The following is a 25,010-nucleotide window of genomic DNA, read 5'->3' as shown; positions in this document are numbered from 1 at the left end:
ACGCGACCGGGGCCCCCGCCAGGTCCGGGCCCCGAGCCGCCAGGCCCGGGCCCCGACCGCCCGGAGCCCCTCCCCGACCCGGTACCGAACCCGAAGCCTCATCCGGTACCGGACCCGAGCCCCTCCCCGGTCCCCGAGCCTCCGGGCCCCGAACCGCTCCCGAAGCCGGGCCCGCTGCAGCCCTGAGGGGTGAACACAACAGTGACCCGCTCCCCATGAGGGGTGCGGGTCACCGCGAAGCGATCAGGGCGAAGCGATCAGCCCGCAACCTCGGACCGGTCCCCGCCCCACAGCGTGTGGAACGACCCCTCCCGGTCCGTCCTCCGGTACGTGTGCGCCCCGAAGAAGTCCCGCTGCCCCTGCGTGAGCGCCGCGGGCAGCCGCTCGGCGCGCAGGGCGTCGTAGTAGGCGAGGGCCGCGGCGAAACCGGGCGTGGGAACGCCCTGGTGGACGGCCGCGGCGAGGACCGCGCGCCAGTCGTCCTGGGCCGCGCCGATCTCCTGGGCGAAGGTGTCGTCGGAGAGCAGGCTCGGCAGGTCGGGCCGGGTGTCGTACGCGGCGCGGATGCGGTCGAGGAACGCCGCGCGGATGATGCACCCGCCGCGCCAGAGCGAGGAGACCGCCCCCAGGTCGATGTTCCAGTCGTACTCGGCGCTGCCCGCGGCGATCTCGTGGAAGCCCTGCGTGTACGACACGATCTTCGAGGCGTACAGCGCCTGTTCCACCTGGTCGGCGAAGGCCGCCGCCTCGGACTCGCCGAGCGGCGTGGCCTTCGGCCCGGCGAGCGAGCGCGAAGCGTCACGCAGTTCCTTGTGGCCCGACAGCGACCGCGCGAACACCGCCTCCGCGATGCCCGACACCGGCACACCCAGGTCGAGCGCGATCTGCACGGTCCAGCGGCCCGTGCCCTTCTGCTCGGCCTGGTCCTGGACCACGTCCACGAAAGGCTTTCCGGTGGCCGCGTCCACGTGGGAGAGGACCTCGGCGGTGATCTCGATCAGGTAGGAGTCGAGCCGTCCGGTGTTCCAGGTGCGGAAGATGTCCGCGATCTGCGCGGGGGAGTAGCCCGCCACATCGCGCAGCAGTTGGTAGGCCTCGCCGATCAGCTGCATGTCCGCGTACTCGATGCCGTTGTGCACCATCTTCACGAAATGACCGGCCCCGTCCGGGCCGACGTGTGAGACGCAGGGTGCCTCGTCCGCCGCCTTCGCGGAGATCTTCTCCAGCATCGGACCGAGCGATGCGTACGACTCGGGCGAGCCGCCCGGCATGATGCTCGGTCCGTGCAGTGCGCCCTCCTCGCCGCCGGAGATGCCCGCGCCGACGAAGTGGATGCCCTGGTCGCGCAGTTCGCGTTCCCGGCGCCGGGTGTCCGCGAAGTGGGCGTTGCCCCCGTCGATGATCATGTCGCCGGACTCCAGGAGCGGGGCGAACTCCTGGATCACCGCGTCGGTCGGCTCACCGGCCTTCACCATGATCACCAGGCGGCGTGGACGCTCCAGGGCGGCCACGAACTCCTTGGCGGTCTCGGTCGCGATGAAGTCGCCCTCGCTCCCGAACTCCTCGACCAGTGCGTGCGTTCGCGACGCCGTGCGGTTGTGCAGAGCGACGGCGTATCCGTTGCGCGCGAAGTTGCGGGCGAGGTTGCGCCCCATGACCGCGAGACCTGTGACGCCGATCTGCGCTGAAGTGCTCATTCGGTTGGCTCCTATAGGTCCTGAAAATACGGTGGTGCCCGTCAGTATTGCCCCACTGACCATCCTGACTTGCCGAGGGTGTGTACGCACGGCGAGCCGTTCTGCCTCAGCCGACGGGGGACCAGACACAGGAACAGGGGTGCATTCCTGGTCACTTGACGGGACAGAGCGGCTGATTGCCGTCTTGTGGTGGCCTGTTCGCTGCGTTTACTTTTGCCGCTGCTGACGCATGTCGAGGGGGATTCTCCATGGCCGTACGAGGCCGGCACCGCCGGTATCAGCCGAGCAGGATCAACCGCGCCTCACTCACGGTCACGGCGGGCGGCGCCGGCATGGCGATGCCCCTCGTGGTCACCGGTGTCTCCCACGCGGCCGACGTGGACACCTGGAACAAGGTCGCCGCCTGCGAGTCCAGCAACAACTGGAGCATCAACACCGGCAACGGCTACTACGGCGGGCTGCAGTTCAGCCAGTCCACCTGGGCGGCGTTCGGCGGCACGGTCTACGCGTCTCGTGCCGACCTCGCCACCAAGGACCAGCAGATCGCCGTCGCGGAGAAGGTCCTCAAGGGCCAGGGCCCCGGTGCCTGGCCGACGTGCTCCGTGCGCGCGGGCCTGACCCGGGGCGGCGACACCCCCGACATCAATCCGTCGGGCACCTCGACCCAGACCACCAGACGGACCGTCCGCGACGTCCAGCCGCAGACCACACCCCAGGCCCAGGCGGGCACCGCCGAGATGTACAGGGTCGTCCGCGGCGACACGCTCTCCGGCATCGCCGACTCCCGCCATGTACAGGGTGGCTGGCGGCAGTTGTACGACACCAACCGCGAGACCATCGGCACCGACCCGGACCTGATCGTCCCCGGCCAGCGCCTGAACCTCCGCACGAAGGCCACACCGGACGACAAGACCGCTTCCGAAACGACCTCCACCGAGAAGAAGACCGAGGAGAAGGTCGAGAGGAAGACGGAGGAGAAGGTCGAGGAAAAGGCCGAGGAGAAGGTCGAGAAGAAGCCCCGCTCGTCGGCGCAGACCTTCACCGCCCCGGTCAGCGCCGGTACCGGGACGCCCTACCATGCCGCGGGTTCCTCCTGGTCGAAGGGCTACCACACGGGCGTCGACTTCCCGGTCCCCACCGGCACGGCGGTCAAGTCGGTCGCCGCGGGCCAGGTCGAGACCGCGGGCTGGGGCGGTTCCTTCGGCTACCAGGTGGTGATCCGGCATGCCGACGGCCGCTACACGCAGTACGCCCATCTGTCGGCGATCTCGGTGAAGGCAGGGCAGCACGTGGTGAGCGGCCAGCGCATCGGCCGCTCCGGCTCCACGGGCAACAGCACGGGCCCGCATCTGCACTTCGAAGTGCGGACGGGGCCCGGTTTCGGCAGCGACATCGACCCCGTCGCCTATCTGCGCGCGGGCGGCGTCAGAATGTGACGCGCGTCGAAGGGGAGACGCGCGAGGTCAGGATTTGACGCGGGAGCCGACCACGAGCGGCGCCGGGAGCATCGGCAGGAAGGGACCGCCGTAGTACGGACGGTGCAGAGGTGATTCGACCCCGCCGTCCTGTGCGTCGCCGCTCCCCGGCAGCCCGCCCGGCCCGGTGCGAGCCAGTCGGGCGTGGGCCCGTACGGACACCGGCGTCGGCACCAGCACCGGGGCGGGCGTCGCGGGCGCCTCTTCCCGCACCGCCGCCGGGACCTCCTCCCGCACCGCCGCTGCGGTGATCAGCGAATCCACCACGGCGGTCTGCGCGGGCAGCAGCACCGGCTCCTCGGTCACCAGGTCCAATAGGTCCGGGTGGTCCGGGTGCATGACCAGGACGGGCTCGGCAGAGACCGGCTCGGCAGAGACCGGCTCCGTACGCTCCGTGCTGCTGATCCGCTCCGTCGTCAGCAGGATCAGGCCACCGGCGGCCACGACCCCGCAGGCCAGCGCGAGGGCGGTGCCCGTCGTGCCGTAGCGGAAGCTCTCGCCGAACATCGTGATGCCCACCGCGGCCGCCACCACGGGGTTCACGACCGTCAGCGTGGCCAGTGGCGCCGCGAGACCGGCGCCCCGGTAGGAGGCCTGCGACAGCATCATCCCGGCCGTCGCCAGCACACCGATCGCCGCCAGGCTGGGCAGCTGACCGGGGGAGACGCCGCCCGTCCAGTCCACCGCGACCGTCTTCGTGAACACCGACGACATACCGAACGCGACACCGGCCGCGACCGCCAGCAGCACACTGCGCACCGCCGGGTGCCGGTGTGCCGCGCGGGCCGCGGTCATCAGCGCCACCACCGCGCCGCCCGTGACCAGGGCCGCCACCATGCGCTGGGTGTTGTCCAGGGACTGCGAGTCGGACGTGCCGACCAGGGAGAGCAGTCCGGCCAGACCGATCGTCGCCATCAGCGCGCCTCGCCAGGCGGTCGCACCGGCCTTGCGGCCGACGAAGAGCGCCGCCATGGGGAGAGCGAACACGATGGTCAGCGCGCCCAGCGGCTGCACCACACTCAGAGGCCCGTAGGCCAGCGCCACGACGTGCAGCAGTCCGCCGAGGCCGTTGAGCCCCACCGCCGCCCACCAGGCGGGCTGGCGCATGGGAGCGTACGGCTGGTCCGGCGTCGTCGCCGCGACCCGCTCCTGCACGATCGCGCCGCCGGCATAGGCAACAGCGGACACGAGCGAGAGCAGCACAGACAGTGCGAGGGCGCTCATGAGTCCCTCCTCTGTATGTGGCGGGCGCGCTCCGGTCGGCAGGGCGCCCGGCGCGGCGATCGGTCGGTTTTCATGGTTATTACGATGCCTGTCGAGAACGTTCGTGTCGTCGTACCTGAGCAGGCATTGGGTCCTACTGCCGATGGAGTACGACTCGCGTCCGCTCATCCCCAAGTCGGGTGACACGGTCTACAACCCTCAGGATCGGTCCCCTATGCCCAGTTGGTCTACTTGGTTTCGTGGACCCCGGTACCGGCTCTGATCTCGACCCCGACCTCACCCGCCTCGCCGCGCTCGGCGGCTTCTTCGCGCTGCGTACCGGCCGGCCGCCGCTTCCGCCGCTGCCGACGCTGAAAGAGGCGTACGCGGCACGCAGCGTCGCCGATGAGCCCGATCCGCTCGCTTTCCGTGTCCACAAGGTCGTACGGCTGCTCCGTGCCCCCGAGATGCGGATCGGGGTCTCCGTGGCGCAGCAGGGGCTCGCAGCCCGCTTGTGGTCGGTGACGCTGGGTGCTGCCGTGCTGTACGGGCAGGTGCCGGACCTCGATCCGCGGCTGCTGCGCTGGGACGCGGACGGCAGCGCGCCGAACGACCTGTGGCTGACCGAGGTGCGCTCCCTGCCCGGTGACGCGACGACGATCCGGCAGGTCGTACAGCACGGTCACCTCGAGGCACTGTCGGCTGCCCTGCGCGCCCGCCACCCCGTCTCCGCAGGACTGTTGTGGGGCAACGCGGGCTCCGCGCTCGCGGGCGCCGCGCGTGAACTCGACCGCTGGGGCCGGGCCAACGGCCGTGAGGACGTGGGTGAGCGGGCCCGCGAGCTGGCCGCCGAGCTCCTCGACCACCCCGACCTGCGCGGCACCGGCACGCTCGAGGGTACGGCGTTCCGGCGACGCAGCTGCTGCCTCTACTACCGGATCCCAGGTGGGGGAGTGTGCGGCGACTGTTGTTTCACGCGTCCGCCGAGCCGATCATGATCGGCTACCCCTGCGGTCTTCCCCAGGAGGCCGCTTCTGGGTGACCATGAGAGAACCAACCGCTGAGACAGGGGGTTCCGGGTGCGAGTGGGACTGTTGACCCGGGAGTACCCGCCGGACGTGTACGGCGGAGCCGGCGTCCATGTCGAGTTCCTGGCCCGGGAGTTGAGGCCCCTCACCGATCTGGACGTGCACTGCTGGGGCGAGGGCGCCGCGGACGGTGTCGTCCGTCATCGGCCCTGGTCCTCGCTCGACGGCGCCAACGACGCGCTGCGCACGTTCTCCGTGGACCTCTCCATCGCCGCCGCCCTAGAAGGCCGCGAACTGGTCCACTCGCACACCTGGTACGCCAACCTCGCCGGCCATCTCGCGAAACTGCAGCACGGCATTCCACACGTCATGACCGCGCATTCCCTGGAGCCCCTGCGCCCCTGGAAGGCCGAGCAACTCGGTGGCGGGTACGCCTTGTCGAGCTGGGCGGAGCGCACCGCCGTCGAGGCCGCGGACGCCGTGATCGCCGTCTCCGGAGCCATGCGCGAGGACATCCTCGGCTGCTATCCGGCCCTGGACCCGGCGAAGGTGCGCGTCGTGCACAACGGTATCGACACCTCCCTGTACCAGCCGGACCACGGCACGGACGTCCTCGAGCGCGTGGGCCTGGACCTGGACCGCCCCTACGTCCTGTTCGTCGGCCGCATCACCCGCCAGAAGGGCGTGCCCCAACTGCTGCGCGCGGTACGTGACATCGACCCGGCCGCCCAGGTCGTCCTGTGCGCGGGAGCCCCGGACACGCCGGAGATCGACCAGGAGTTCCGCGCACTCTTCCAGGAACTGAGCCGCGTCCGCGCGGGCGTGTACTGGATCCCGCAGATGCTGCCGCGGCCCGACGTGATCCAACTCCTCACACACGCCGCCGTGTTCGTGTGCCCGTCGGTGTACGAGCCGCTGGGCATCGTCAACCTGGAGGCGATGGCGTGCGGTACGCCCGTCGTGGCCTCGCGCGTCGGCGGGATACCCGAGGTCGTCGAGGACGGCGAAACCGGGCTTCTCGTACCGGTGGAGGAGAAGGCCGAGGACAACGTGGCGCGGCTCGCGCGCGCCCTCGACTTACTGCTCGCCGACCCAGCGGCCGCCCGACGCATGGGCGAGGCCGGAAGGGAGCGGGCGGTACGGGAGTTCGGCTGGGACGCGGTGGCCCGGCGAACGGTCCAGCTGTACGAGGAAATCCTCAAACCGGGGTGACCCTCGGACAGGCTGACAGATGAAGTTCAGGAAAGTAGCTCAACCGGGCGTAAAGGGGCGGCAGCATGCGACGCGGTGGACCTTCGGTGCTGGGAATCGTACTGGCGGGCGGAGAGGGCAAGCGACTGATGCCCCTGACCGCCGATCGCGCGAAACCCGCGGTCACCTTCGGCGGAACGTATCGCCTCGTCGATTTCGTGCTCTCCAACCTTGTCAACGCGGACATTCTGCGCATCTGCGTGCTGACGCAGTACAAGTCGCACTCGCTCGACCGGCACATCACCACGACCTGGCGGATGTCCAGTCTGCTCGGCAACTACGTGACGCCGGTCCCGGCCCAGCAGCGGCTCGGCCCGCGCTGGTACCTCGGCAGCGCCGACGCGATCCTGCAGTCCCTGAACCTGGTGAACGACGAGCAGCCCGACTATGTCGCGGTGTTCGGTGCCGACCACGTCTACCGCATGGACCCGCGGCAGATGCTCCAGCAGCACATCGAGAGCGGAGCCGGCGTCACCGTCGCGGGGATCCGGGTGCCGCGGGGCGAGTCGTCGTCCTTCGGTGTCATCGCTCCCGGGTCCGACGGCCAGACCGTCCAGAGCTTCATGGAGAAGCCCGCCGACCCGCCGGGACTCCCGGACGACGCCGACTCCGTCTTCGCCTCCATGGGCAACTACATCTTCTCCACCAAGGCGCTGGTGGAGGCGCTGCACCGGGACGCCGACGACGGGGACTCCGTGCACGACATGGGCGGTTCCATCCTGCCCGCGCTCACTGAGCTCGGCGAGGCACAGTTGTACGACTTCAGCGCCAACCACGTACCCGGGGAGACCAGCCGGGACCGGGGGTACTGGCGGGATGTCGGCACCCTCGACGCGTATTACGACGCCCACATGGACCTGATCGCCGAGCGGCCCGCGTTCAACCTCTACAACCGCAGCTGGCCCATCTACACCCACTCCGGCCAGTTGTCGCCCGCCCGTTTCAACGCGGGCGGCATAGCCAGCGAGTCGATCATCAGCGCCGGCTGCCTCATCCGCGGCCAGGTCACGCGCTCGGTGCTCTCGCCGGGTGTCGTCGTCGACCCGGGCGCCGTCGTCCAGGGCTCGGTCCTGCATGACAACGTCCACATCGGGCGGGGTGCGGTCGTGCGCGGCGCGGTCCTCGACAAGAACCTGGAGGTGCCGCCGGGAGCGACGATCGGCGTCAACCCGGACCGGGACCACGAGCTCTACACGGTCTCGAAGGGTGGCGTGATCGCGCTGGGGAAGGGTCAGCAGGTGCCCTAGGGACCCTCCGGCGGACCGGGGTCGGAAAGACCCTGGCGACCCTCTGACGGGCCAGGGTCGGAAAGGCCCTGGCTCCGTCGGCCGCGCCCGGCCGCGGCCCGGCTGCACTCGGATGGCTCAAGGCGGATGGGCCGAATGGGCTCATCCGGGGGCGGATGTCGCTCCGACTGCTGTGAAATGACCTCATAGGTCACATGAGTCCCGCCCCTCTCATGGGACGAGACTTAATCTGATGTTTACTGTGCGTAACGTGATCGTACTTGACCGTAATCACTAATCGGCGGTTGACTGCTTGCTCACCCGTCGTCGACGCGAGAGCAAGCCATTGACTTCTGACCTGCTTGCACCACTCGACCTGGCGTTCTGGAACATCGAGTCCGCCCAGCACCCGATGCACCTCGGTGCCCTGGGCGTGTTCGCGTCCCATTCGCCGGCCGCGGGCGCCCATGCAGCCGACCTGCTGGCGGCCCGCGCCGCGGGCGTACCAGGGCTGCGCATGCGGATTCGTGACGTATGGCGGCCGCTGGCCTTCGGGCAGCCGCTCGCCTTCGGCGGCGCGGCCCGTGAGTCCGCCCCCGACTTCGACCCGCTCGACCACGTCAGGCTGCACGCGCCGACCGCGGACTTCCATGCGGCCGCGGGCGCGCTCATGCAGCGCTCTCTGGAGCGCGGCAGGCCGCCGTGGGAGGCGCATGTGCTGCCCGGCGTGGACGGCACCTCGTTCGCCGTGCTCTTCAAGTTCCACCACGCCCTGGCCGACGGACTGCGGGCGCTGACGCTCGCCGCGGCGGTCATGGACCCCATGGACATGCCCGAGCCCCGCCCGCGCCCCCAGGAGCCGCCGAGGGGCCTCTTCCCCGACGTGCGCAAACTGCCGGGCCTCGTCCGCGACGCTTTCTCCGACGTGAACCGTGCCCTCGACATCGGCGCCTCCGTCGCCCGCGCCACCTGGGGCGTGCGCTCCTCGTCCGCCCTGGTGGCCGTGCCGACCGGCACTCGCCGCATCGCGGGCGTGGCCATCGAACTCGACGAGGTGCACAAGATCCGCAAGAGCGTGGGCGGCACCGTGAACGACGTCCTGATCGCGGTCGTCGCGGGTGCCCTGCGCCGCTGGCTGGACGAGCGCGGTGACGGCAGCGAAGGCGTCGCACCCCGTGCTCTGATCCCCGTCTCCAAACGCCGCCCGCGCACCGCGCACCCACAGGGCAACCGGCTCTCCGGCTACTTGATACGGCTCCCCGTCGACGACGCGGACCCGCTCAGCCGGCTCGAAACGGTGCGTGCGGCCATGAACCGCAACAAGGACGCGGGCCCCAACCGTGGCGCGGGCGCCGTCGCCCTGCTCGCCGACCATGTGCCGCCGCTGGGGCACCGGCTCGGCGGTCCCGTCGTCGGCGCGGCGGCCCGGCTGCTCTTCGACATCCTGGTCACCAGCGTGCCGCTGCCCAGCCTCGGCCTGAAGCTCGGCGGCTGCCCGCTCACCGAGGTCTATCCGCTCGCCCCGCTCGCCGCCGGCCAGTCCCTGGCGGTCGCCGTCTCGACCTACCGCGGACGCGTCCACTACGGGCTCGTCGCCGACGCGGAGGCCGTGCCGGACCTGGACCGGCTGGCCAAGGCGGTGTCCGTCGAGGTGGAGGAACTGGCCCTCGCCTGCGCTCCTTGATCACCGCGGGTTTGGTGCCTTCGCCCCGCGCTCCGTAAAATTCCGCCTTCGAAAGCGAGCGCGGTTCGAGCGCGGCGCGGAACCCGAGGAACGGCAACGGCGATGACGGTGACAGAGGACAGCCCGGCGACCCCCGCCATGGACACGGCAGAGGTGGCAGAGGCCTCGTACGGTCCCGGTATCGACCCGGAGCGGCTGGCCGTCTGCCTCAGCGTGCTCGAGGAACTCGACAAGCTGGACGTCGACCACCCCGACGCCATCGCCGTGCGCCGCGCCACGGCGGGGATCTACCGCACCGTGAAGCAGCGCCGCCGTCAGGAGCGCCGGGCCGCCAAGACCGCCCACGACAAGGCGGTCACGGAGGCCACCGCGACGGGCTCCGCCCAGCGCATCGACGACGAGACGGAGGGCATCCTGCCCTCGTCCGTGACGGACGCCGGAGAGATCGCGGGGATACTCCAGCGCCCGCGCTCCTGCTACATCTGCAAGACGCGGTACGTCGAGGTCGACTACTTCTACCACCAGCTCTGCCAGAAGTGCGCCGCCGAGAACCGCGCCCGCCGCGACGCCCGCGCCGACCTCACCGGCAAGCGCGCGCTGCTCACCGGCGGCCGCGCCAAGATCGGCATGTACATCGCGCTGCGGCTGCTGCGCGACGGCGCGCACACCACGATCACCACGCGCTTCCCGAACGACGCGATCCGTCGCTTCAAGGCCATGCCCGACAGCGCGGACTGGATCCACCGGCTGAAGATCGTCGGCATCGATCTGCGCGACCCCGCCCAGGTCGTCGCGCTCGCCGACTCGGTCGCCGCCGCGGGCCCGCTCGACATCCTGATCAACAACGCGGCCCAGACCGTACGCCGCTCACCGGAGGCCTACAGCGAGCTGCTCGCCGCCGAGTCGGGGCCGCTGCCCGCCGGTGAGCTGCCGCCGGCCGAAGTGATCGGCACCTTCGGGTCCGGCGCCGTGGCCGCGCTGCCGGTGGCCGGGGGCGGCGCGCTGACCGCTCAGGACGTCACCGACCTCGCCCTGGTCTCCGGTTCGGCCTCGCTGGAGCGCATCGCCGCGGGTACGGCCATCGACGCCGGCGGTCTCGTGCCCGACCTGCACGACACCAACAGCTGGATCCAGTCCGTCGACGAGGTCACTCCGGTCGAGCTGCTCGAGGTCCAGCTCTGCAACTCCACCGCGCCGTTCATCCTCATCAGCCGGCTGCGCGCCGCCATGTCCGCGGCAGGCGCCGGGGCCGGTACCGGGGCCGGGGCCCGGCGGACGTACATCGTCAACGTGTCCGCGATGGAGGGTGTCTTCAGCCGCGGCTACAAGGGCGCGGGGCACCCGCACACCAACATGGCCAAGGCCGCGCTCAACATGCTGACGCGCACCAGCGCCCAGGAGATGTTCGAGAAGGACCGCATCCTGATGACCGCCGTCGACACCGGCTGGATCACCGACGAGCGCCCGCACCCGGACAAGGTGCGCCTCGCCGACGCGGGCTTCCACGCCCCGCTCGATCTGATCGACGGCGCGGCCCGGGTGTACGACCCGATCGTGCGGGGCGAGCAGGGCGAGGACCTGTACGGGGTGTTCCTGAAGGACTACGCGCCCGGCAAGTGGTGACCTCGTAGGCGGTCGTGGACCGCGTACGCGGCGGAGCTGTACGCGGCCCGTACCCGAGTACCCCCGTCGACCAGCAGGTCCGTCCCGGTCACCCATTCGGCCGCGTCGGAGGCCAGCCACACCACGGCCCGGGCGATGTCCTCCGGCTCGCCGATGCGGCCGAGGGGCAGCCCGGAGGCCACCTCGTCCTCGGCCCGCTCCCATACGAAGCGGGCCATCTCCGTGCGTACGAGGCCGGGGGAGACGGAATTGACCCGCACCGTCGGCGCCAGCTCGCCCGCCAGCTGTTGCGTCAGATGGATCAGCGCCGCCTTGCTCGTGCCGTAAGCGCCCACGTTGGGCCCGACGTGGGCGGCCCCCTCGGTGCAGACGTTCACCACCGCGCCGCCGTGCTCGCCCATCCACGCCCGCCAGGCACACTGCACCAGCCGGAGCGGTGCCTCGACGTTGACGGTGAACGCCTCGCGCCAGCGGTCCGGGTCGGCGTCCATCAGCGGGCCGTACGGCTCGTTCGTCGCGGCGTTGTTCACCACGATGTCGATCCGCCCGAACGAGCGCAGCGTCAGCTCCGTCAGCTCCCACAGATGCGCCGGGTCGGCGACCGAGCCCGAGAGCCCGACGCCTCCGAGTTCCTCGGCGACCCGGCTCACCCTGCCGGGATCACGGGCGGTCACGCACACCCGCGCGCCCGCCTGGACGAGTGCCTCTGCGACCGCCCGCCCGATCCCGCGCGAAGCTCCCGTGACGATCGCGGCCTTGCCCGCAAGCCCGTACGGCGAAGTCATCCGCGTACCGTCTCATGGCGGGCCGTCAGCCACCAGGCATCGGGCGACGGCCGCCTCGACGACTCTCCGGTTCAGTGGCCCCGGTCGATCCACTCCTGCAGGTGGGGGGCTTCGGCGCCGATCGTCGTGGAGTCGCCGTGTCCGGTGCGGACCTCCGTCCCGGGCGGCAGGTCGAGCAGCCGCTCCCGGATCGACGCGATGATCGTCGGGAAGTGGGAGAAGGAACGTCCTGTCGCGCCCGGTCCGCCCTGGAACAAGGTGTCTCCGGTGAAGACGGTGTCCAGCTGCGGGGCGTGCAGGCAGACCGCGCCCGGGGCGTGGCCCGGGGTGTGCAGGACGGTGAGATCGGTGCCGGCCACGGACAGACGTTGTCCGTCGGCCAGTTCACCGTCCGGCAGGCGGCCGGGATGCGTCTGCTTCCACAGCGGGAGGTCGTCGGGGTGGAGGAGGATCGGCGCGCCGGTGCGTGCGGCGAGGGCCGGGGCCGCGTCGATGTGGTCGTTGTGGGCGTGGGTACAGACGATCGCCGTGAGCCGGCGGTCGCCGAGTGCCTCGGCGATGGCGTCGGCGTCATGGGCCGCGTCGATCACCAGGGCTTCGGATTCGTCCCCCACGATCCAGACATTGTTGTCGACGTCCCATGTGCCGCCGTCCAGGCTGAACGTGCCGGAGGTGACCAGGTGCTCGATACGGGCGGCCATCACAGCACCACCACCGAACGCAGCACATCGCCCTCGTGCATCCGGTCGAAGGCCTGCTCCACCGCGTCCAGTTCGATCGTCTCGGTGACGAACGCCGCCAGGTCGAGCCGCCCCTGCTGGTGCAGATCGATCAGCATCGGGAAGTCACGCGAGGGCAGACAGTCCCCGTACCAGGAGGACTTGAGCGCGCCACCGCGGCCGAAGACGTCGAGCAGCGGCAGTTCCAGCTTCATCTCCGGGGTCGGCACACCGACCAGGACGACGGTGCCCGCCAGGTCGCGGGCGTAGAACGCCTGCTTGTACGTCTCGGGGCGGCCCACCGCCTCGATGACCACGTCGGCCCCGAACCCGCCGGTCAGCTCGCGGACGGCCTCGACCGGGTCGGTCTCCTTCGAGTTCACCGTGTGCGTGGCGCCCATGGTGCGTGCGGTGGCCAGCTTCCGCTCGTCGATGTCGACGGCGATGATCCGCGCCGCGCCGGCCAGCCGGGCCCCGGCGATCGCCGCGTCGCCCACTCCGCCGCAGCCGATGACGGCCACCGAGTCGCCGCGACCCACCGAACCGGTGTTGATGGCCGCGCCGATGCCGGCCATCACCCCGCAGCCGAGCAGCCCGGCGACGGCCGGGGAGACGGACGGGTCGACCTTGGTGCACTGCCCGGCCGCGACCAGAGTCTTCTCGGCGAAGGCGCCGATCCCCAGGGCGGGGGAGAGCTCCGTGCCGTCCTCCAGGGTCATCTTCTGCTGCGCGTTGTGGGTGTCGAAGCAGTACCAGGGGCGGCCGCGCAGACAGGCCCGGCACTGGCCGCACACCGCACGCCAGTTGAGGATCACGAAGTCGCCGGGCGCCACGTCGGTAACGCCCTCGCCGACCGACTCCACGATCCCGGCGGCCTCGTGGCCGAGAAGGAACGGATAGTCGTCGCTGATGCCGCCCTGCTTGTAGTGCAGGTCCGTGTGGCAGACCCCGCAGGCCTGAACCTGCACCACGGCCTCGCCCGGACCCGGGTCCGGGACCAGGATCGTGCGGACCTGAACCGGTTCGTTCTTCCCTGGGGCGATGACACCGCGTACCTGCTGAGCGGCCATATCGGGCTCCTTCGCGTGACAAATGGGTGCGCTGATCATGTTGGCACAGGGCCGGAGGAGCGGATCCGTGCCTGTGGACAACCAAAGGGAAACCGGCGCCATCAACAGCCGGAATAGGTGAGAATGCCCAAGTATGTCGCTGTATGACTTGAGACAGTTACCTCTTGTTTTCGGCCCCATCGAGCGGTCGGCCGCTCATTTGGTTACTCTGTATCGGACGGACAGCCTATATGGGTCCCACCCACACCCACGGTCCGTCCCGGGACAAGCCGGACACCACGGCCTGCTCTCAGATGAGTTGTCGGCGCCACCGCGTCCGTACTGCTTCCAATCAGACCCATGCGGACGTCAGGTGACCGGCAGCAGACTGGCCCGCCCGTCCCGAGGGTGATCCGACACATAAGGAGTGCGCGGTGACACCGGAGAAGACGAACAGCGATGACCGCCCCAAGGAACGCAAGGACCGGGCCGGCCGCCGGGCCGACGAGACGCTCGGCAGCCTAGACGTGTGGGCCAGGTCCGCCCCGATCCGCCTGGCGGGTTACGAGGAAGACCTCGCGGAGCCCCACATCCTGCCCAGCGTGGACTGAGACGTTCACCGAGGGGCCATCGGGATCGCTGACGGCATGGGCGTGTCAGACTCACGTCCATGCTGATCAGAGAAGGCGCGGCCGACGACTGGCCGCGCATCTGGCCTTTCTGGCACCGCATCGTCGCCGCGGCCGAGACCTACGCCTGGGACCCGGACACCTCCGAAGAGGACGCCCGCGCCCTGTGGATGGCGCCGGGCAAGCGCGTGTACGTAGCCGAGGACGACACCGGAGCGGTCGTCGGCTCCGCCTACGTCACGCCCAACTACGGCGGCCCCGCCGCCCGTATCGCCAACGCCGGCTTCATGGTCGACCCGGACCACGCCGGGCGCGGCCTCGGCCGCCGCCTCGCCGAACACGTCCTGGCCGTCGCCAAGTCGGAGGGGTATCAGGGCATGGTGTTCAACGCCGTCGTGGAGACCAACCCGGCCGTCCGGCTCTGGACCTCGCTCGGCTTCAGCATCCTGGGCACCGTGCCGGACGCGTACGAACACCCACGACACGGCCGGGTCGGCCTGCACATCATGTACCGGGCGCTGTGATCCCGGAGCGGCTCGGCCAGGACCGGCTCGGGCCTCGGCATCGGACCACTCCCTACGCCAGGGGCGCGGTGCGCCGCCACGGGCGCAGCTGCTCCAACTGAGCCGCGAGCTCCAGAAGACCGGTCTCCGCGCCGGGCCGCCCCACCAGCTGTACGGCGCAGGGGGCACCCGACGGCAGTGCCCCGAACGGCACCGTCATCGCCGGCCAGCCGGTCAGGTTCCACGGTGGCGTCAGCGGCGAGTAGTTCGTGTTGGCCAGCAGATTGCGCAGCCAGCCGCGTTCGTGCCAGGCCGCGGCGGCGGGACCCCGCCGGGCGAGGGCCGGAGTGAGCAGCACCTCGTGCTCCGCGAAGAACGGTTCCATGCGTCTGCGCAACTGCTCCCTGCGTGCGCCTTCGCGTACCGACCCCACGAAGCGGCGTCCCACGGCCGCGTGGACGCGCGTCCTTCGCGTGAGCGCTCGCCGGTCGAGTCCCTCGGCGTCCACCGCCGTCCCCGCCGTCCAGTGCGCGAGCGCGGTCGTGCCCAGCCACAGCGGATACGGCGGGTCGGCACGCCGCACCCGATGGCCCGCCCCGGCCAGCAGTCGAGCCGCCTCCCGGGCCGCGGCCGCGTAGGGGCGGCCGATCGTGACACCGACCAGCGGGCTGCGCACGGAGACGGCCACCTCGCGGGTGACGGGCTCGGCCGCGTGGACGGCATCGGTGGCGGCCAGCACCGAGAACATCAGCCGGGCGTCCTCCACCGTCGTGGCGAGCGGGCCGTTCTCCGACATGCCGAACCAGTCGCCGTGGCCGATGTCCGCCGGAACGGTGCCATGGCCCGGCTTCAGGCCGACGAGACCGCAGTTGGCGGCGGGTATGCGCAGGGAACCCATGCCGTCGTTGCCCAGCGCGAGGGGCACCATTCCGGCGGCGACCGCGGCCGCGCTGCCGCCGGAGGAGCCGCCCGCCGTGCGCCTGGTGTCCCACGGGTTGCGGGCCGTGCCGTGTACGCCGTCCGTGGTGCCGAAGACACAGAGTTCCGGCACGTTCGTCACCCCCACGACGACGGCGCCCGCCGCGCGCAGCCGCGCCACCGTGACATGGTCGTGCTCGGCCGGGGTGTCCGGGGTCGCGGCGGAGCCGTTGCGGGTGGACTCGCCGCGTACGGACAGGTTGTCCTTGACCGCCACCGGCACGCCCGCGAGGGGGAGTTCGGCCAGGTCGGCCCGGGCCGCCACCTCGTCCGCCTCGGCGAGTGCAGCCGCCGCGCGCAGTCGGCGGAAGGCGCCCACTCGCGCGTCGTGCAGCTCGATCCGCGCGAGGTGCTCGGCCACCACCTCGCGGGGCGTGGCCCGCTTCTCGCGTACGGCTGCGGCGATTTCGGCGGCGGTCCGGCCGGCCCAGCTGTTCACGGGGTGCTCCTTGTCGGTGGTTCCGGTACGAGCGGTGCGTGGCCTTACTCGTGAGTACCTGCTCAATTCGCCTGAGCCGCACACCCCGTTGAAGCCTCCCGTCACCGTTCCGGCCTGACTACTCTGGGGGTGTCATACGGGCGTCCCCAACGCGCCATGAGGGCCACGGGCGTTCAGTATGTGACACAAAACACACGGCCGGGTGCAAAATTTACCCGGTGCAATGATTGCCGCGCGTTGCGCATCCGTATCTCCTTGCGACCGCCCCAGTCACGCCAGGAGGAACCATGGGCATTTCGCAGAAAACAGCGGGCAGCGTCTTCGTGATCGGCGGCCTCACGTTGACCGTCGCCGCGCTCGCCTACCCGGCCATGCTGGGGGTGGAGAACACGGCCACGACCGGGGATCGCGTGATCGCCAACACCCGGTACGGCCCGCTGACCGAGGCCGACCGTGACTTCGTGGTGAAGGTACGTGCGGCCGGTCTGTGGGAGTACCCCCTCGGCGAGATGGTCATGGAGCGGGGCACGACCCCGGCCATGAAGGAGGCGGGCGAACACCTGATCGTCGGCCACGCCGGTCTCGACGAGATGAGCCGCAAGATCGCCCCGGAGCTGGGCATCACCCTGCCCAACCAGGCGTCCCCGCAACAGCAGCAGTTCGTGGCCACGATCGACTCCAAGGCCGGCAAGGAGTTCGACTCCACCGCGGTCAACATCATGCGTGTCACCCACGGCCAGATCTACTCGACCATCGCGAAGATCCGTGCCTCCACCCAGAATTCCATGGTGCGTCAGCTCGCCAACCTGGCCAACTCCACCGTCCTCGACCACATGACCATCCTGGAGAACACGGGGATGGTGAACACCGATCAGGTCAACTTCCAGCAGACCGCCCCGCCGAAACTCCCCCAGGAAGAGATGACCCCGCCCGCGCCCCAGCCGGGAACACCGGTCACCGTCCTCAAGCCCCGACCGGACCTGAACGTGAAGACTCCCGAACCGACAGGCAAGCCGACGACGTCGCAATGACGGGACGTCAACCACCCCGGACCGGGAGCGGCACGACCACGCCGGCCGGCGCGCGTGCGCGCCAGGGCCGGCGCCTTGGTACCTCAGCTCCCGGCGTTCACCGTACGCAGATGGACAGGAGGCAGTGCGGCCGGTCAGGAGGAGTGCGGCTGGTCAGGAGGCAGTGCGGCCGGTCAGGAGGAGTGCGGCTGGTCCGGATGGCGGCGCGGCGGCCCCGGTGACCGCAGCGACGGCCGGCGCGGAAGGTCAGGCTTCCTGTCCCAGTTCGGCGTCCGTCCAGCCCAAGTGATACGGCTCGGTGTCGTCCGCCGCTGCGGCAGACGGTTCCCCGCCCGCCTCGTTGAAGGCCGTGAGCGCGCCGATGAGCGCCGATCGCTGCTGGGGACCGAGCCGTTCGACGATGGCCACGATCTCGGCACGGCGCCGGGCCATGACTTCCTGAACGGTGCGTCTGCCCTCTTCATTCAGCCGTAGCAGGGTCTCCCGGCGGTTGTCGGGGTTGGTCTGCCGGTCGGCGAGACCGGCCGCGATCAGCCGGTCCACCATGCGCATGGCGGTGGACGGTGCCACATGGAGCAGCTCGGCCAGCGTGACGAGATTGGTGGCACCTCTCGTGGACAGCGCCACCAGCATCCGGAACTGCGGGAGCGTCACTCGCTCTTCGACCGCGGACAGCGAGCGAGCGCAGACAGAAACCAGCAACCGCGACGCGGTCAGCACCGCGCGGGTCACCTCATCCACATCGTCCACGCCCCCTGCGAGGGGCTCGCGCTCCGGCATGGGTCCTTTCTATCGCGCCGAAGTGTCCGTGGCCTCAACCGATGGGAACAGATTTTCTTTTCCACCATGCCCATCACGGCGGTGTTGCCATGAGCCCCGACATGAGCCCGAGTCGTGCGCCGGTCACGAGCTCAGTTGGGTCCGCAGCCATTGCTCCACCTCGCCCACGTGTGCGGCCGCCGCCGCCCGCGCCGCCTCCGGGTCGTGGGCGACCAGGGCGCGGTGGATGGCCGCGTGCTCACGGCGGGTGCGTTCGAAAGCGTCCTCCTGCTGGTAGCCGCGCCACACGCGGGCGCGGAACGTGCGGGAGGACAGGCCCTCCAGGATCGCCGCCATCGACCCGTTGCCCGCGGCCGCCACGATGGCGCGATGGAACGCCAGGTCGTGGGAGAGGATCTCCTCCGGGTCGTCCGTCTCGTTCATCGCGGTCAAGTGCTTCTCCACCTCGGCGAGTTCACCGGAGGTGATCCGTGCGGCCGCCAGCCCGGTCGCCGTCGACTCCAGGATCCGCCGCACCTCCAGCAACTCCACCAGCTGCGGGCCGCGGGAGAGGTCCGCGACCACACCGAAGGTCTCCAGCAGATCGCCGGCCTCCAGCTGCGTGACGTAGATCCCCGACCCGTGCCGTGCCTCCAGCACACCCATGACGGTCAGCGCGCGGATGGCCTCGCGCATCGAACTGCGCGAGATACCCAGCCGCGCCGCCAGATCACGCTCGGTCGGCAGCCGCTCGCCCGGCTCCAGCCGCCCCTCGGCGATCAACGCCTTGATCTGCTCAATGGCGCGCTGCGTCACAGTGCCCTTCTGCGGGGCGGTCTCGTCCACGCCACCATCTCCTGTCGCCCGGGTGCGCCGCAGTCTAACCACTCGGGTGGTCGGACCACTACGGCTGAGAATTGCGAAAAGTTCCCGTGAAGGGGTGTTGTGACCCCGAAGTGGTCTGATAAATATTCGTCCGCCGGACGCGGCGCATCCGGCCGGGGCCTGTGGGGCCAAGCCCTCACAGCAGTCACGATCGCTGCTTGATCATTGCTCTATCTCGCTCGATGAGGAGCCGTCAGATGGCCGTCAGGACAGTGCGGAACGGGAGAATCACGTCAAGGGCGGTACGTGCGGCGGCTGTGGCCGCCTGCGCCGGCCTCGTACTCACGGCGTGCGGCAGCACCAAGGACACCGTCGCCTCCGGCGACGACGGCGGCGACGGCAACGGCAAGGTCGGAGTGATCCTGCCCCTGCTGACCTCGCCGTTCTGGCAGTCGTACAACGACTACGTGCCGAAGATGGCGAAGTCCGAGGGCGTCGACGCCCTCAAGACCGTCAACTCCAACAGCGACCCCTCGCAGCAGATCACCGACATCAACAACCAGCTCAACCAGGGTGTGAAGGGCCTCGTCGTGGCCCCCCTGGACAGCGCCGCGATCTCCGCCGGGCTCGACCAGGCCGAGCGCAAGGGCGTGCCCGTGGTCGCCGTCGACGTGGCGCCCGAGAAGGGCAAGGTCGCGATGGTCGTCCGCGCCAACAACGTCGCGTACGGCGAGAAGGCCTGCGAATACCTCGGCAAGCAGATCCCCTCCGGCAAGGTCGTACAGATCATGGGCGACCTCGCCTCGGTCAACGGCCGCGATCGCTCCGAGGCGTTCCGTGCCTGCGTCAAGAAGAACTACCCGAAGCTGAAGGTCCTGGAGATCCCCGCCAAGTGGGAGTCCGACACCGCGGCCTCCAAGCTGGACACGCTGCTCAACGCGAACCCGGACATCAAGGGCATCTACATGCAGGCCGGCGGCGTCTACCTCGCGCCGACGCTGCAGACCCTCAAGTCCAAGGGAATGCTGAAGAAGACCGGCGAGAAGGGCCACATCACGATCGTCTCCAACGACGGCATCCCGCAGGAGTACGACGCCATCCGCAAGGGCCAGATCGACGCCACCGTCTCGCAGCCCGCCGACCTGTACGCCAAGTACGGCATGTACTACATCAAGGCGGCGATGCAGGGAAAGAAGTTCAAGCCGGGCCCGACCGACCACGACTCCGAGATCGTGAAGCTGCCCAGCGGGATCCTCGAGGACCAGCTGCCGGCGCCGCTGGTCACCAAGGAGAACGTCGACGACCCCAAGCTCTGGGGAAACACGGTCGGATGAGCACACCACTCGTTCAGGCGCAGGGAATCACCAAGCGGTACGGCCCGACCGTCGCACTCCAGGGCGGTCGGCTCACCGTGCTCCCCGGCGAATCCCACGCCCTCGTGGGCCGCAACGGCGCGGGCAAGTCGACGCTCGTCACCATCCTCACCGGACTCCAGGCGCCCGACGAGGGCACGGTCCGCTTCGACGGCGAGCCCGCGCCCGCGCTCGCCGACCGGGACGCCTGGCGGCGCAAGGTGGCCTGCGTCTACCAGAAGCCCACGGTGGTCCCCGAGCTGACGGTCGCCGAGAACCTCTTCATCAACCGGCAGCCGACCGGCCGCGGCGGCTTCATCAGCTGGCGTCGGCTGAAGGCCGAGGCAGCCGCGGTCCTGGAGACCTGGGACGTCCACGTCGATCCGGAGGCGCGGACCGCCGATCTCAAGGTCGAGGACCGTCAAATGGTCGAGATCGCCCGGGCGTTGAGCTTCGGCGCCCGGTTCATCGTCCTCGACGAGCCCACCGCGCAGCTCGACAACCGGGAGATCGAGCGCCTCTTCGTCCGTATGCGCGCACTCCAGGAGTCCGGCGTCACCTTCCTGTTCATCTCGCACCACCTCCAGGAGGTGTACGAGGTGTGCCAGACGGTCACCGTCCTGCGCGACGCCCGCTGGATCACCACGGCGCCGGTCGCCGAGCTGCCGCGGGCGGCGCTGGTGGAGGCCATGGCGGGGGAGGCGGTCGCCGAACAGCAGGCGGCCGCCGCGGACGCGGTGCTGGAACACGCGGACGCCGTGCTGGAACAGGACGGTGCCGACGCGCCGGTCGTGCTGGACGTGAAAAGCCTGACCTCGGACACGTACGAGAACGTCGACCTGACGGTCCGGCGCGGCGAGGTCGTCGGCCTCGCCGGCTCCAGCGCCAGCGGGAAGATCGCGCTCGCCGAGTCCTTCGCCGGGCTGCACACCCCGACCTCGGGAACCGCCCTCGTGGACGGCAGGCCGCTGCCGTTCGGCGATGTCCAAGGAGCCCTGAAGGCCGGCGTCGGCTGCGTCCCGCGCGACCGGCACGGCCAAGGGCTCGTCTTCGGCATGTCCGTCGGCGACAACGCCACCATGAGCGTCCTGAACCGTCTAGGGAAGTACGGGTTCGTCGGAACCGCCCGCAAGCGCAGCGCCGCCACCGAGCTGATCGAACGCCTCGACATCCACACCGAGGGCCCCGACCAGCCCGTCTCCGACCTGTCGGGAGGCAACGCGCAGAAGGTCGTCATGGCCCGTGCGCTCGCCTCCGACCCACGGCTCCTCGTCCTCATCAACCCCACCGCGGGCGTCGACGTGAAGTCCAAGGAGTCGCTGCTCTCCCGGATGGATTCCGCCCGTGACGACGGGACCGCCGTCCTCGTCGTCTCCGACGAACTCGACGACCTGCGCCGCTGCGACCGCGTCCTCGTCCTCTTCCACGGCCGCGTCGTGGCCGAGCATCCGGCCGGCTGGCGCGACCACGAGCTCATCGCATCCATCGAAGGAGTGGACCATGGCTGACACGAAGGCCCCGTCGGCCTCGCCCGCCACCCCCGTACACCCGGAGAAAATCGCCGGCACCGCCAAGTCCGTACTGCTGCGACGGGCACGCGAACTCGCCCTCGTACCGGCGCTGTTGCTGCTTCTCGTACTCGGCGCGTTCGTCAACGACTCGTTCCTCACCGAGCGCAACCTGATCTCGATCCTCGGTGCCTCCGCCGCCCTCGCGATGGTCGTGCTCGCCGAGTCGCTCGTCCTCATCACCGGCAAGTTCGACCTGTCCATGGAGTCGGTCGTCGGCATCGCGCCCGCCGTCGGCGCGCTCCTCGTGCTGCCCGCCGCGCAGTCCGGCTGGGGCACGGACCTCCCGGCGGGGCTCGCCCTGCTCGCGATCCTCGGCGTGGGCGCGGTCATCGGAGCCTTCAACGGCGTCCTCGTGGTGAAGTTCAAGCTCAACGCGTTCATCGTGACGCTCGCCATGCTGATCGTCCTGCGCGGTCTGCTGGTCGGCGCGACCAAGGGCAAGACGCTGTTCGGCATGCCCGAAGCCTTCTACACGCTCGCCACCACCACCTTCCTGACCGTGCCCATCTCGGTGTGGCTGGCGGCGGCCGCGTTCGGCGTCGCGGGCTTCATCCTCAGGTACCACCGCTGGGGACGCGCCCTGTACGCGATCGGCGGCAACGCGGACGCGGCACGCGCGGCCGGTATCCGGGTCGAGCGCGTGATGCTCGCCGTGTTCATCGTGGCCGGCACGCTCGCCGCGGTCGGCGGGCTGATGCAGACGGGCTACGTCGGCGCGATCAACGCCAACCAGGGCCAGAACATGATCTTCACGGTGTTCGCGGCCGCGGTCATCGGCGGCATCAGCCTCGACGGGGGCAAGGGCACCATGTTCGGCGCCCTCACCGGTGTCCTGCTCCTCGGTGTCGTACAGAACCTGCTCACCCTCGCCCAGGTCCCGTCCTTCTGGATCCAGGCGATCTACGGAGGAATCATCCTGGTAGCCCTGATGATCGCCCGCGTGACGACCGGCCGCGCCCAGGACTGACCCAGCCGCTGCCGTACGACCCCTGTCCCGGACCGAAAGGCACTTCTGTGTCCGCATCTGCCGCCCCCCGCATCACCGCGGTCGACACCTACGACATCCGCTTCCCCACCTCGCGCGAGCTCGACGGCTCCGACGCGATGAACCCGGACCCCGACTACTCGGCCGCGTACGTCGTGCTGCGCACCGACGCGGCCGACGGCTTGGAGGGGCACGGATTCACCTTCACCATCGGGCGGGGCAACGATGTCCAGGTCGCCGCGATCGACGCGCTGCGCCCGCATGTCCTCGGGCGGCCGGTGGACGAGCTGTGCGCGGACCCGGGATCGCTGGGCCGGGACCTGATCGGGGACAGCCAGCTGCGCTGGCTCGGACCCGAGAAGGGCGTGATGCACATGGCGATCGGCGCCGTCGTGAACGCCCTCTGGGACCTCACCGCCAAGCGCGCCCACAAGCCGCTGTGGCAGCTGCTCGCCGACGCCACCCCCGAATGGCTCGTGTCCCAGGTCGACTTCCGCTACATCGCGGACGTTCTCACGCCCGAGGACGCGCTTCAGCTGCTGAGACGGGGTCAGGAGGGCGCCGCGGAGAGAGCCGAACTGCTGAAGGAGCGCGGCTTTCCCGGCTACACCACGTCGCCGGGCTGGCTCGGCTACTCCGACGAGAAACTCACCCGGCTGGCCCGCCAGGCCGTGGCCGAGGGCTTCACCCAGATCAAGCTGAAGGTCGGCGCGGACCTCGCCGACGACGTGCGCCGCTGCCGCGTGGCCCGCGCCGTCGTCGGCCCCGGCATCCGGATGGCCATCGACGCCAACCAGCGGTGGAACATCCACGAGGCCATCGAGTGGACCAAGGCGCTCGCCGAGTTCGACCCCTACTGGATCGAGGAGCCCACCAGCCCCGACGACATCCTCGGCCACGCCGCCGTCCGGAAGGCCGTCGCGCCGGTCAAGGTCGCCACCGGCGAGCACGTGCAGAACCGGATCGTCTTCAAACAGCTGCTCCAGGCCGGGGCCATCGACATCCTGCAGATCGACGCGGCCCGCGTCGGCGGCGTCAACGAGAACCTCGCGATCCTGCTCCTCGCCGCGAAGTTCGGCGTCCCCGTCTGCCCGCACGCGGGCGGCGTCGGCCTGTGCGAACTCGTCCAGCACCTCTCGATGTTCGACTACGTCGCCCTCTCCGGGACCACCGAGGACCGCGTCATCGAGTACGTGGACCATCTGCACGACCACTTCCTCGAGCCGGTGGTGATCCGGGAGGGTCACTACATGCCACCCACCACGCCGGGCTTCTCGGCCACCATGCGACCCGAGTCCCTCACGGAGTTCACGTTCCCCGACGGCACCTTCTGGGCCGCCGACCTCGCCCAGCAGACAGCCACCGATCCGAAGCCCACCGATCACAACCCCACCGATCACAAGCCCACCGGCAAGAAGGGGGAAGCGGCGTGACCGACACACAGGACTTCGCCGGGCTCAAGGCCCTGGTCACCGGCGGTGCGTCCGGTATCGGCCGGGCCACCGCGGAACTCCTGGCCGCCCGCGGCGCCCAGGTCGCCGTCCTCGACCTGGACCCGTCGAGCGTCGACAAGCCCCTGCTCGGACACCAGGCGGACGTCACCGACGACGCCTCCGTACGCCGGGCCGTCGCCGCCGCCGTCGCGGACCTGGGCGGACTCGACGTACTGGTCAACAACGCGGGCATCGGCGCCCAGGGCACCGTCGAGGACAACGACGACGCCCAGTGGCACCAGGTCCTGGACGTCAACGTTCTCGGCATGGTGCGCACCACCCGCGCGGCCCTGCCCCATCTGCGTGAGTCCTCGCACGCGGCCATCGTGAACACCTGCTCCATCGCCGCCACCGCGGGCCTGCCGCAACGCGCCCTGTACTCCGCGTCCAAGGGCGCCGTCCTGTCGCTCACCCTCGCCATGGCCGCCGACCACGTCCGCGAGGGCATCCGCGTCAACTGCGTGAACCCCGGCACCGTGGACACCCCGTGGGTCGGCCGCCTCCTGGACGCCGCGCCGGACCCCGCCGCCGAACGGGCCGCCCTGGAAGCCCGCCAGCCCACCGGCCGTCTTGTGTCGGCGCCCGAAGTCGCGGGAGCCATCGCCTACCTGGCGAGCCCGCTGTCCGGCGCGACCACCGGCACGGCGCTCGCGGTCGACGGCGGCATGCAGGGGCTGCGGCTGCGCCCCGTGGGGCAGTGATGGG

The 25,010-nt window shown here is 70.3% G+C and carries 22 protein-coding genes; 14 read left to right on the top strand and 8 right to left on the bottom strand.

All coding sequences use genetic code 11. The annotated features are described in order from the left end of the window. Nucleotides 1-257: 257 nt before the first annotated feature. On the bottom strand, nucleotides 258-1,697 hold the full coding sequence (gene gndA / locus FE633_RS25020) for an NADP-dependent phosphogluconate dehydrogenase (RefSeq protein WP_138047435.1): 1,440 nt from the start codon (nucleotides 1,695-1,697) through the stop codon (nucleotides 258-260). Nucleotides 1,698-1,945: 248 nt separating this feature from the next. On the opposite strand from gndA, the gene FE633_RS25015 reads away from it, so the two are divergent. After that, nucleotides 1,946-3,133, top strand: a complete 1,188-nt coding sequence (locus tag FE633_RS25015) for a transglycosylase family protein (RefSeq protein WP_138047434.1) — start codon at nucleotides 1,946-1,948, stop codon at nucleotides 3,131-3,133. Nucleotides 3,134-3,160: 27 nt separating this feature from the next. Here FE633_RS25015 and FE633_RS25010 read toward each other — a convergent pair whose 3' ends face one another. After that, nucleotides 3,161-4,396 (bottom strand): DMT family transporter, encoded by a 1,236-nt coding sequence (locus tag FE633_RS25010; protein ID WP_171060113.1) that lies wholly within the window; start codon nucleotides 4,394-4,396, stop codon nucleotides 3,161-3,163. A gap of 239 nt (nucleotides 4,397-4,635) precedes the next feature. Between FE633_RS25010 and FE633_RS25005 the strand changes: the two genes are divergently transcribed. The 5 genes from FE633_RS25005 to FE633_RS24985 all read left to right on the top strand — a co-directional run bounded on the left by FE633_RS25005 (nucleotide 4,636) and on the right by FE633_RS24985 (nucleotide 11,187). After that, entirely contained in the window at nucleotides 4,636-5,373 is a 738-nt protein-coding gene (locus tag FE633_RS25005; RefSeq protein ID WP_138047432.1) for a (2Fe-2S)-binding protein, read from the top strand. Between the two features lie 81 nt (nucleotides 5,374-5,454). Next, nucleotides 5,455-6,615, top strand: a complete 1,161-nt coding sequence (gene glgA / locus FE633_RS25000; protein WP_138047431.1) for a glycogen synthase — start codon at nucleotides 5,455-5,457, stop codon at nucleotides 6,613-6,615. Between the two features lie 65 nt (nucleotides 6,616-6,680). After that, nucleotides 6,681-7,901: a glucose-1-phosphate adenylyltransferase gene (gene glgC, locus FE633_RS24995; RefSeq protein ID WP_138047430.1), complete on the top strand. Its 1,221-nt coding sequence runs from the start codon at nucleotides 6,681-6,683 to the stop codon at nucleotides 7,899-7,901. A gap of 325 nt (nucleotides 7,902-8,226) precedes the next feature. Then, on the top strand, nucleotides 8,227-9,564 hold the full coding sequence (locus FE633_RS24990; RefSeq protein WP_138047429.1) for a wax ester/triacylglycerol synthase family O-acyltransferase: 1,338 nt from the start codon (nucleotides 8,227-8,229) through the stop codon (nucleotides 9,562-9,564). 102 nt (nucleotides 9,565-9,666) lie between these two features. Next, entirely contained in the window at nucleotides 9,667-11,187 is a 1,521-nt protein-coding gene (locus FE633_RS24985) for an SDR family NAD(P)-dependent oxidoreductase (RefSeq protein WP_246113824.1), read from the top strand. On the opposite strand, the gene FE633_RS24980 is transcribed toward FE633_RS24985, so the two are convergent. From FE633_RS24980 to FE633_RS24970, 3 genes are all read right to left on the bottom strand, one after another. Continuing rightward, on the bottom strand, nucleotides 11,166-11,972 hold the full coding sequence (locus tag FE633_RS24980) for an SDR family oxidoreductase (protein WP_138047428.1): 807 nt from the start codon (nucleotides 11,970-11,972) through the stop codon (nucleotides 11,166-11,168). The genes FE633_RS24985 and FE633_RS24980 overlap by 22 nt on opposite strands. A gap of 71 nt (nucleotides 11,973-12,043) precedes the next feature. Further along, on the bottom strand, nucleotides 12,044-12,673 hold the full coding sequence (locus FE633_RS24975) for an MBL fold metallo-hydrolase (RefSeq protein WP_138047427.1): 630 nt from the start codon (nucleotides 12,671-12,673) through the stop codon (nucleotides 12,044-12,046). Beyond that, nucleotides 12,673-13,761: an S-(hydroxymethyl)mycothiol dehydrogenase gene (locus FE633_RS24970; RefSeq protein ID WP_138047426.1), complete on the bottom strand. Its 1,089-nt coding sequence runs from the start codon at nucleotides 13,759-13,761 to the stop codon at nucleotides 12,673-12,675. The genes FE633_RS24975 and FE633_RS24970 overlap by 1 nt, the downstream gene beginning before the upstream one ends. A gap of 413 nt (nucleotides 13,762-14,174) precedes the next feature. On the opposite strand from FE633_RS24970, the gene FE633_RS24965 reads away from it, so the two are divergent. Both FE633_RS24965 and FE633_RS24960 read left to right on the top strand, forming a co-directional pair. Then, nucleotides 14,175-14,351 (top strand): hypothetical protein, encoded by a 177-nt coding sequence (locus FE633_RS24965; protein WP_138047425.1) that lies wholly within the window; start codon nucleotides 14,175-14,177, stop codon nucleotides 14,349-14,351. 59 nt (nucleotides 14,352-14,410) lie between these two features. Beyond that, a complete protein-coding gene (locus FE633_RS24960) occupies nucleotides 14,411-14,893 on the top strand; it encodes a GNAT family N-acetyltransferase (RefSeq protein ID WP_138047424.1) in 483 nt (160 codons plus the stop codon). 52 nt (nucleotides 14,894-14,945) lie between these two features. Here FE633_RS24960 and FE633_RS24955 read toward each other — a convergent pair whose 3' ends face one another. Next, entirely contained in the window at nucleotides 14,946-16,289 is a 1,344-nt protein-coding gene (locus FE633_RS24955; RefSeq protein ID WP_138047423.1) for an amidase, read from the bottom strand. Nucleotides 16,290-16,576: 287 nt separating this feature from the next. On the opposite strand from FE633_RS24955, the gene FE633_RS24950 reads away from it, so the two are divergent. Beyond that, a complete protein-coding gene (locus FE633_RS24950; RefSeq protein ID WP_171060112.1) occupies nucleotides 16,577-17,320 on the top strand; it encodes a DUF4142 domain-containing protein in 744 nt (247 codons plus the stop codon). A gap of 246 nt (nucleotides 17,321-17,566) precedes the next feature. Here the strand turns inward: FE633_RS24950 and FE633_RS24945 are convergent, their stop codons facing one another. Together FE633_RS24945 and FE633_RS24940 are read right to left on the bottom strand one after the other, a co-directional pair. After that, entirely contained in the window at nucleotides 17,567-18,100 is a 534-nt protein-coding gene (locus tag FE633_RS24945; RefSeq protein ID WP_138047422.1) for a MarR family winged helix-turn-helix transcriptional regulator, read from the bottom strand. 123 nt (nucleotides 18,101-18,223) lie between these two features. Beyond that, nucleotides 18,224-18,925 (bottom strand): FadR/GntR family transcriptional regulator, encoded by a 702-nt coding sequence (locus tag FE633_RS24940; protein ID WP_138047421.1) that lies wholly within the window; start codon nucleotides 18,923-18,925, stop codon nucleotides 18,224-18,226. Between the two features lie 236 nt (nucleotides 18,926-19,161). On the opposite strand from FE633_RS24940, the gene FE633_RS24935 reads away from it, so the two are divergent. Genes FE633_RS24935 through FE633_RS24915 form a run of 5 tightly spaced genes read left to right on the top strand, consistent with a single transcriptional unit; the run spans nucleotide 19,162 to nucleotide 25,006 of the window. Further along, entirely contained in the window at nucleotides 19,162-20,238 is a 1,077-nt protein-coding gene (locus FE633_RS24935) for a sugar ABC transporter substrate-binding protein (RefSeq protein WP_138047420.1), read from the top strand. Next, entirely contained in the window at nucleotides 20,235-21,764 is a 1,530-nt protein-coding gene (locus FE633_RS24930) for a sugar ABC transporter ATP-binding protein (protein ID WP_138047419.1), read from the top strand. The genes FE633_RS24935 and FE633_RS24930 overlap by 4 nt, the downstream gene beginning before the upstream one ends. Continuing rightward, on the top strand, nucleotides 21,757-22,794 hold the full coding sequence (locus FE633_RS24925) for an ABC transporter permease (RefSeq protein WP_138047418.1): 1,038 nt from the start codon (nucleotides 21,757-21,759) through the stop codon (nucleotides 22,792-22,794). The genes FE633_RS24930 and FE633_RS24925 overlap by 8 nt, the downstream gene beginning before the upstream one ends. 47 nt (nucleotides 22,795-22,841) lie before the next feature. Then, on the top strand, nucleotides 22,842-24,245 hold the full coding sequence (locus FE633_RS24920; RefSeq protein ID WP_138047417.1) for an L-fuconate dehydratase: 1,404 nt from the start codon (nucleotides 22,842-22,844) through the stop codon (nucleotides 24,243-24,245). Continuing rightward, entirely contained in the window at nucleotides 24,242-25,006 is a 765-nt protein-coding gene (locus FE633_RS24915) for an SDR family NAD(P)-dependent oxidoreductase (protein ID WP_138047416.1), read from the top strand. The genes FE633_RS24920 and FE633_RS24915 overlap by 4 nt, the downstream gene beginning before the upstream one ends. The last annotated feature ends 4 nt before the right edge of the window (nucleotides 25,007-25,010 follow it).

Origin of the sequence: Streptomyces montanus, assembly GCF_005786655.1 — a bacterium.
Classification (GTDB): Bacteria; Actinomycetota; Actinomycetes; order Streptomycetales; family Streptomycetaceae; genus Streptomyces; species Streptomyces sporangiiformans.
The sequence above is the reverse complement of the archived record's forward strand: the minus strand, read 5'-3'. Positions and strand labels throughout refer to the sequence as shown.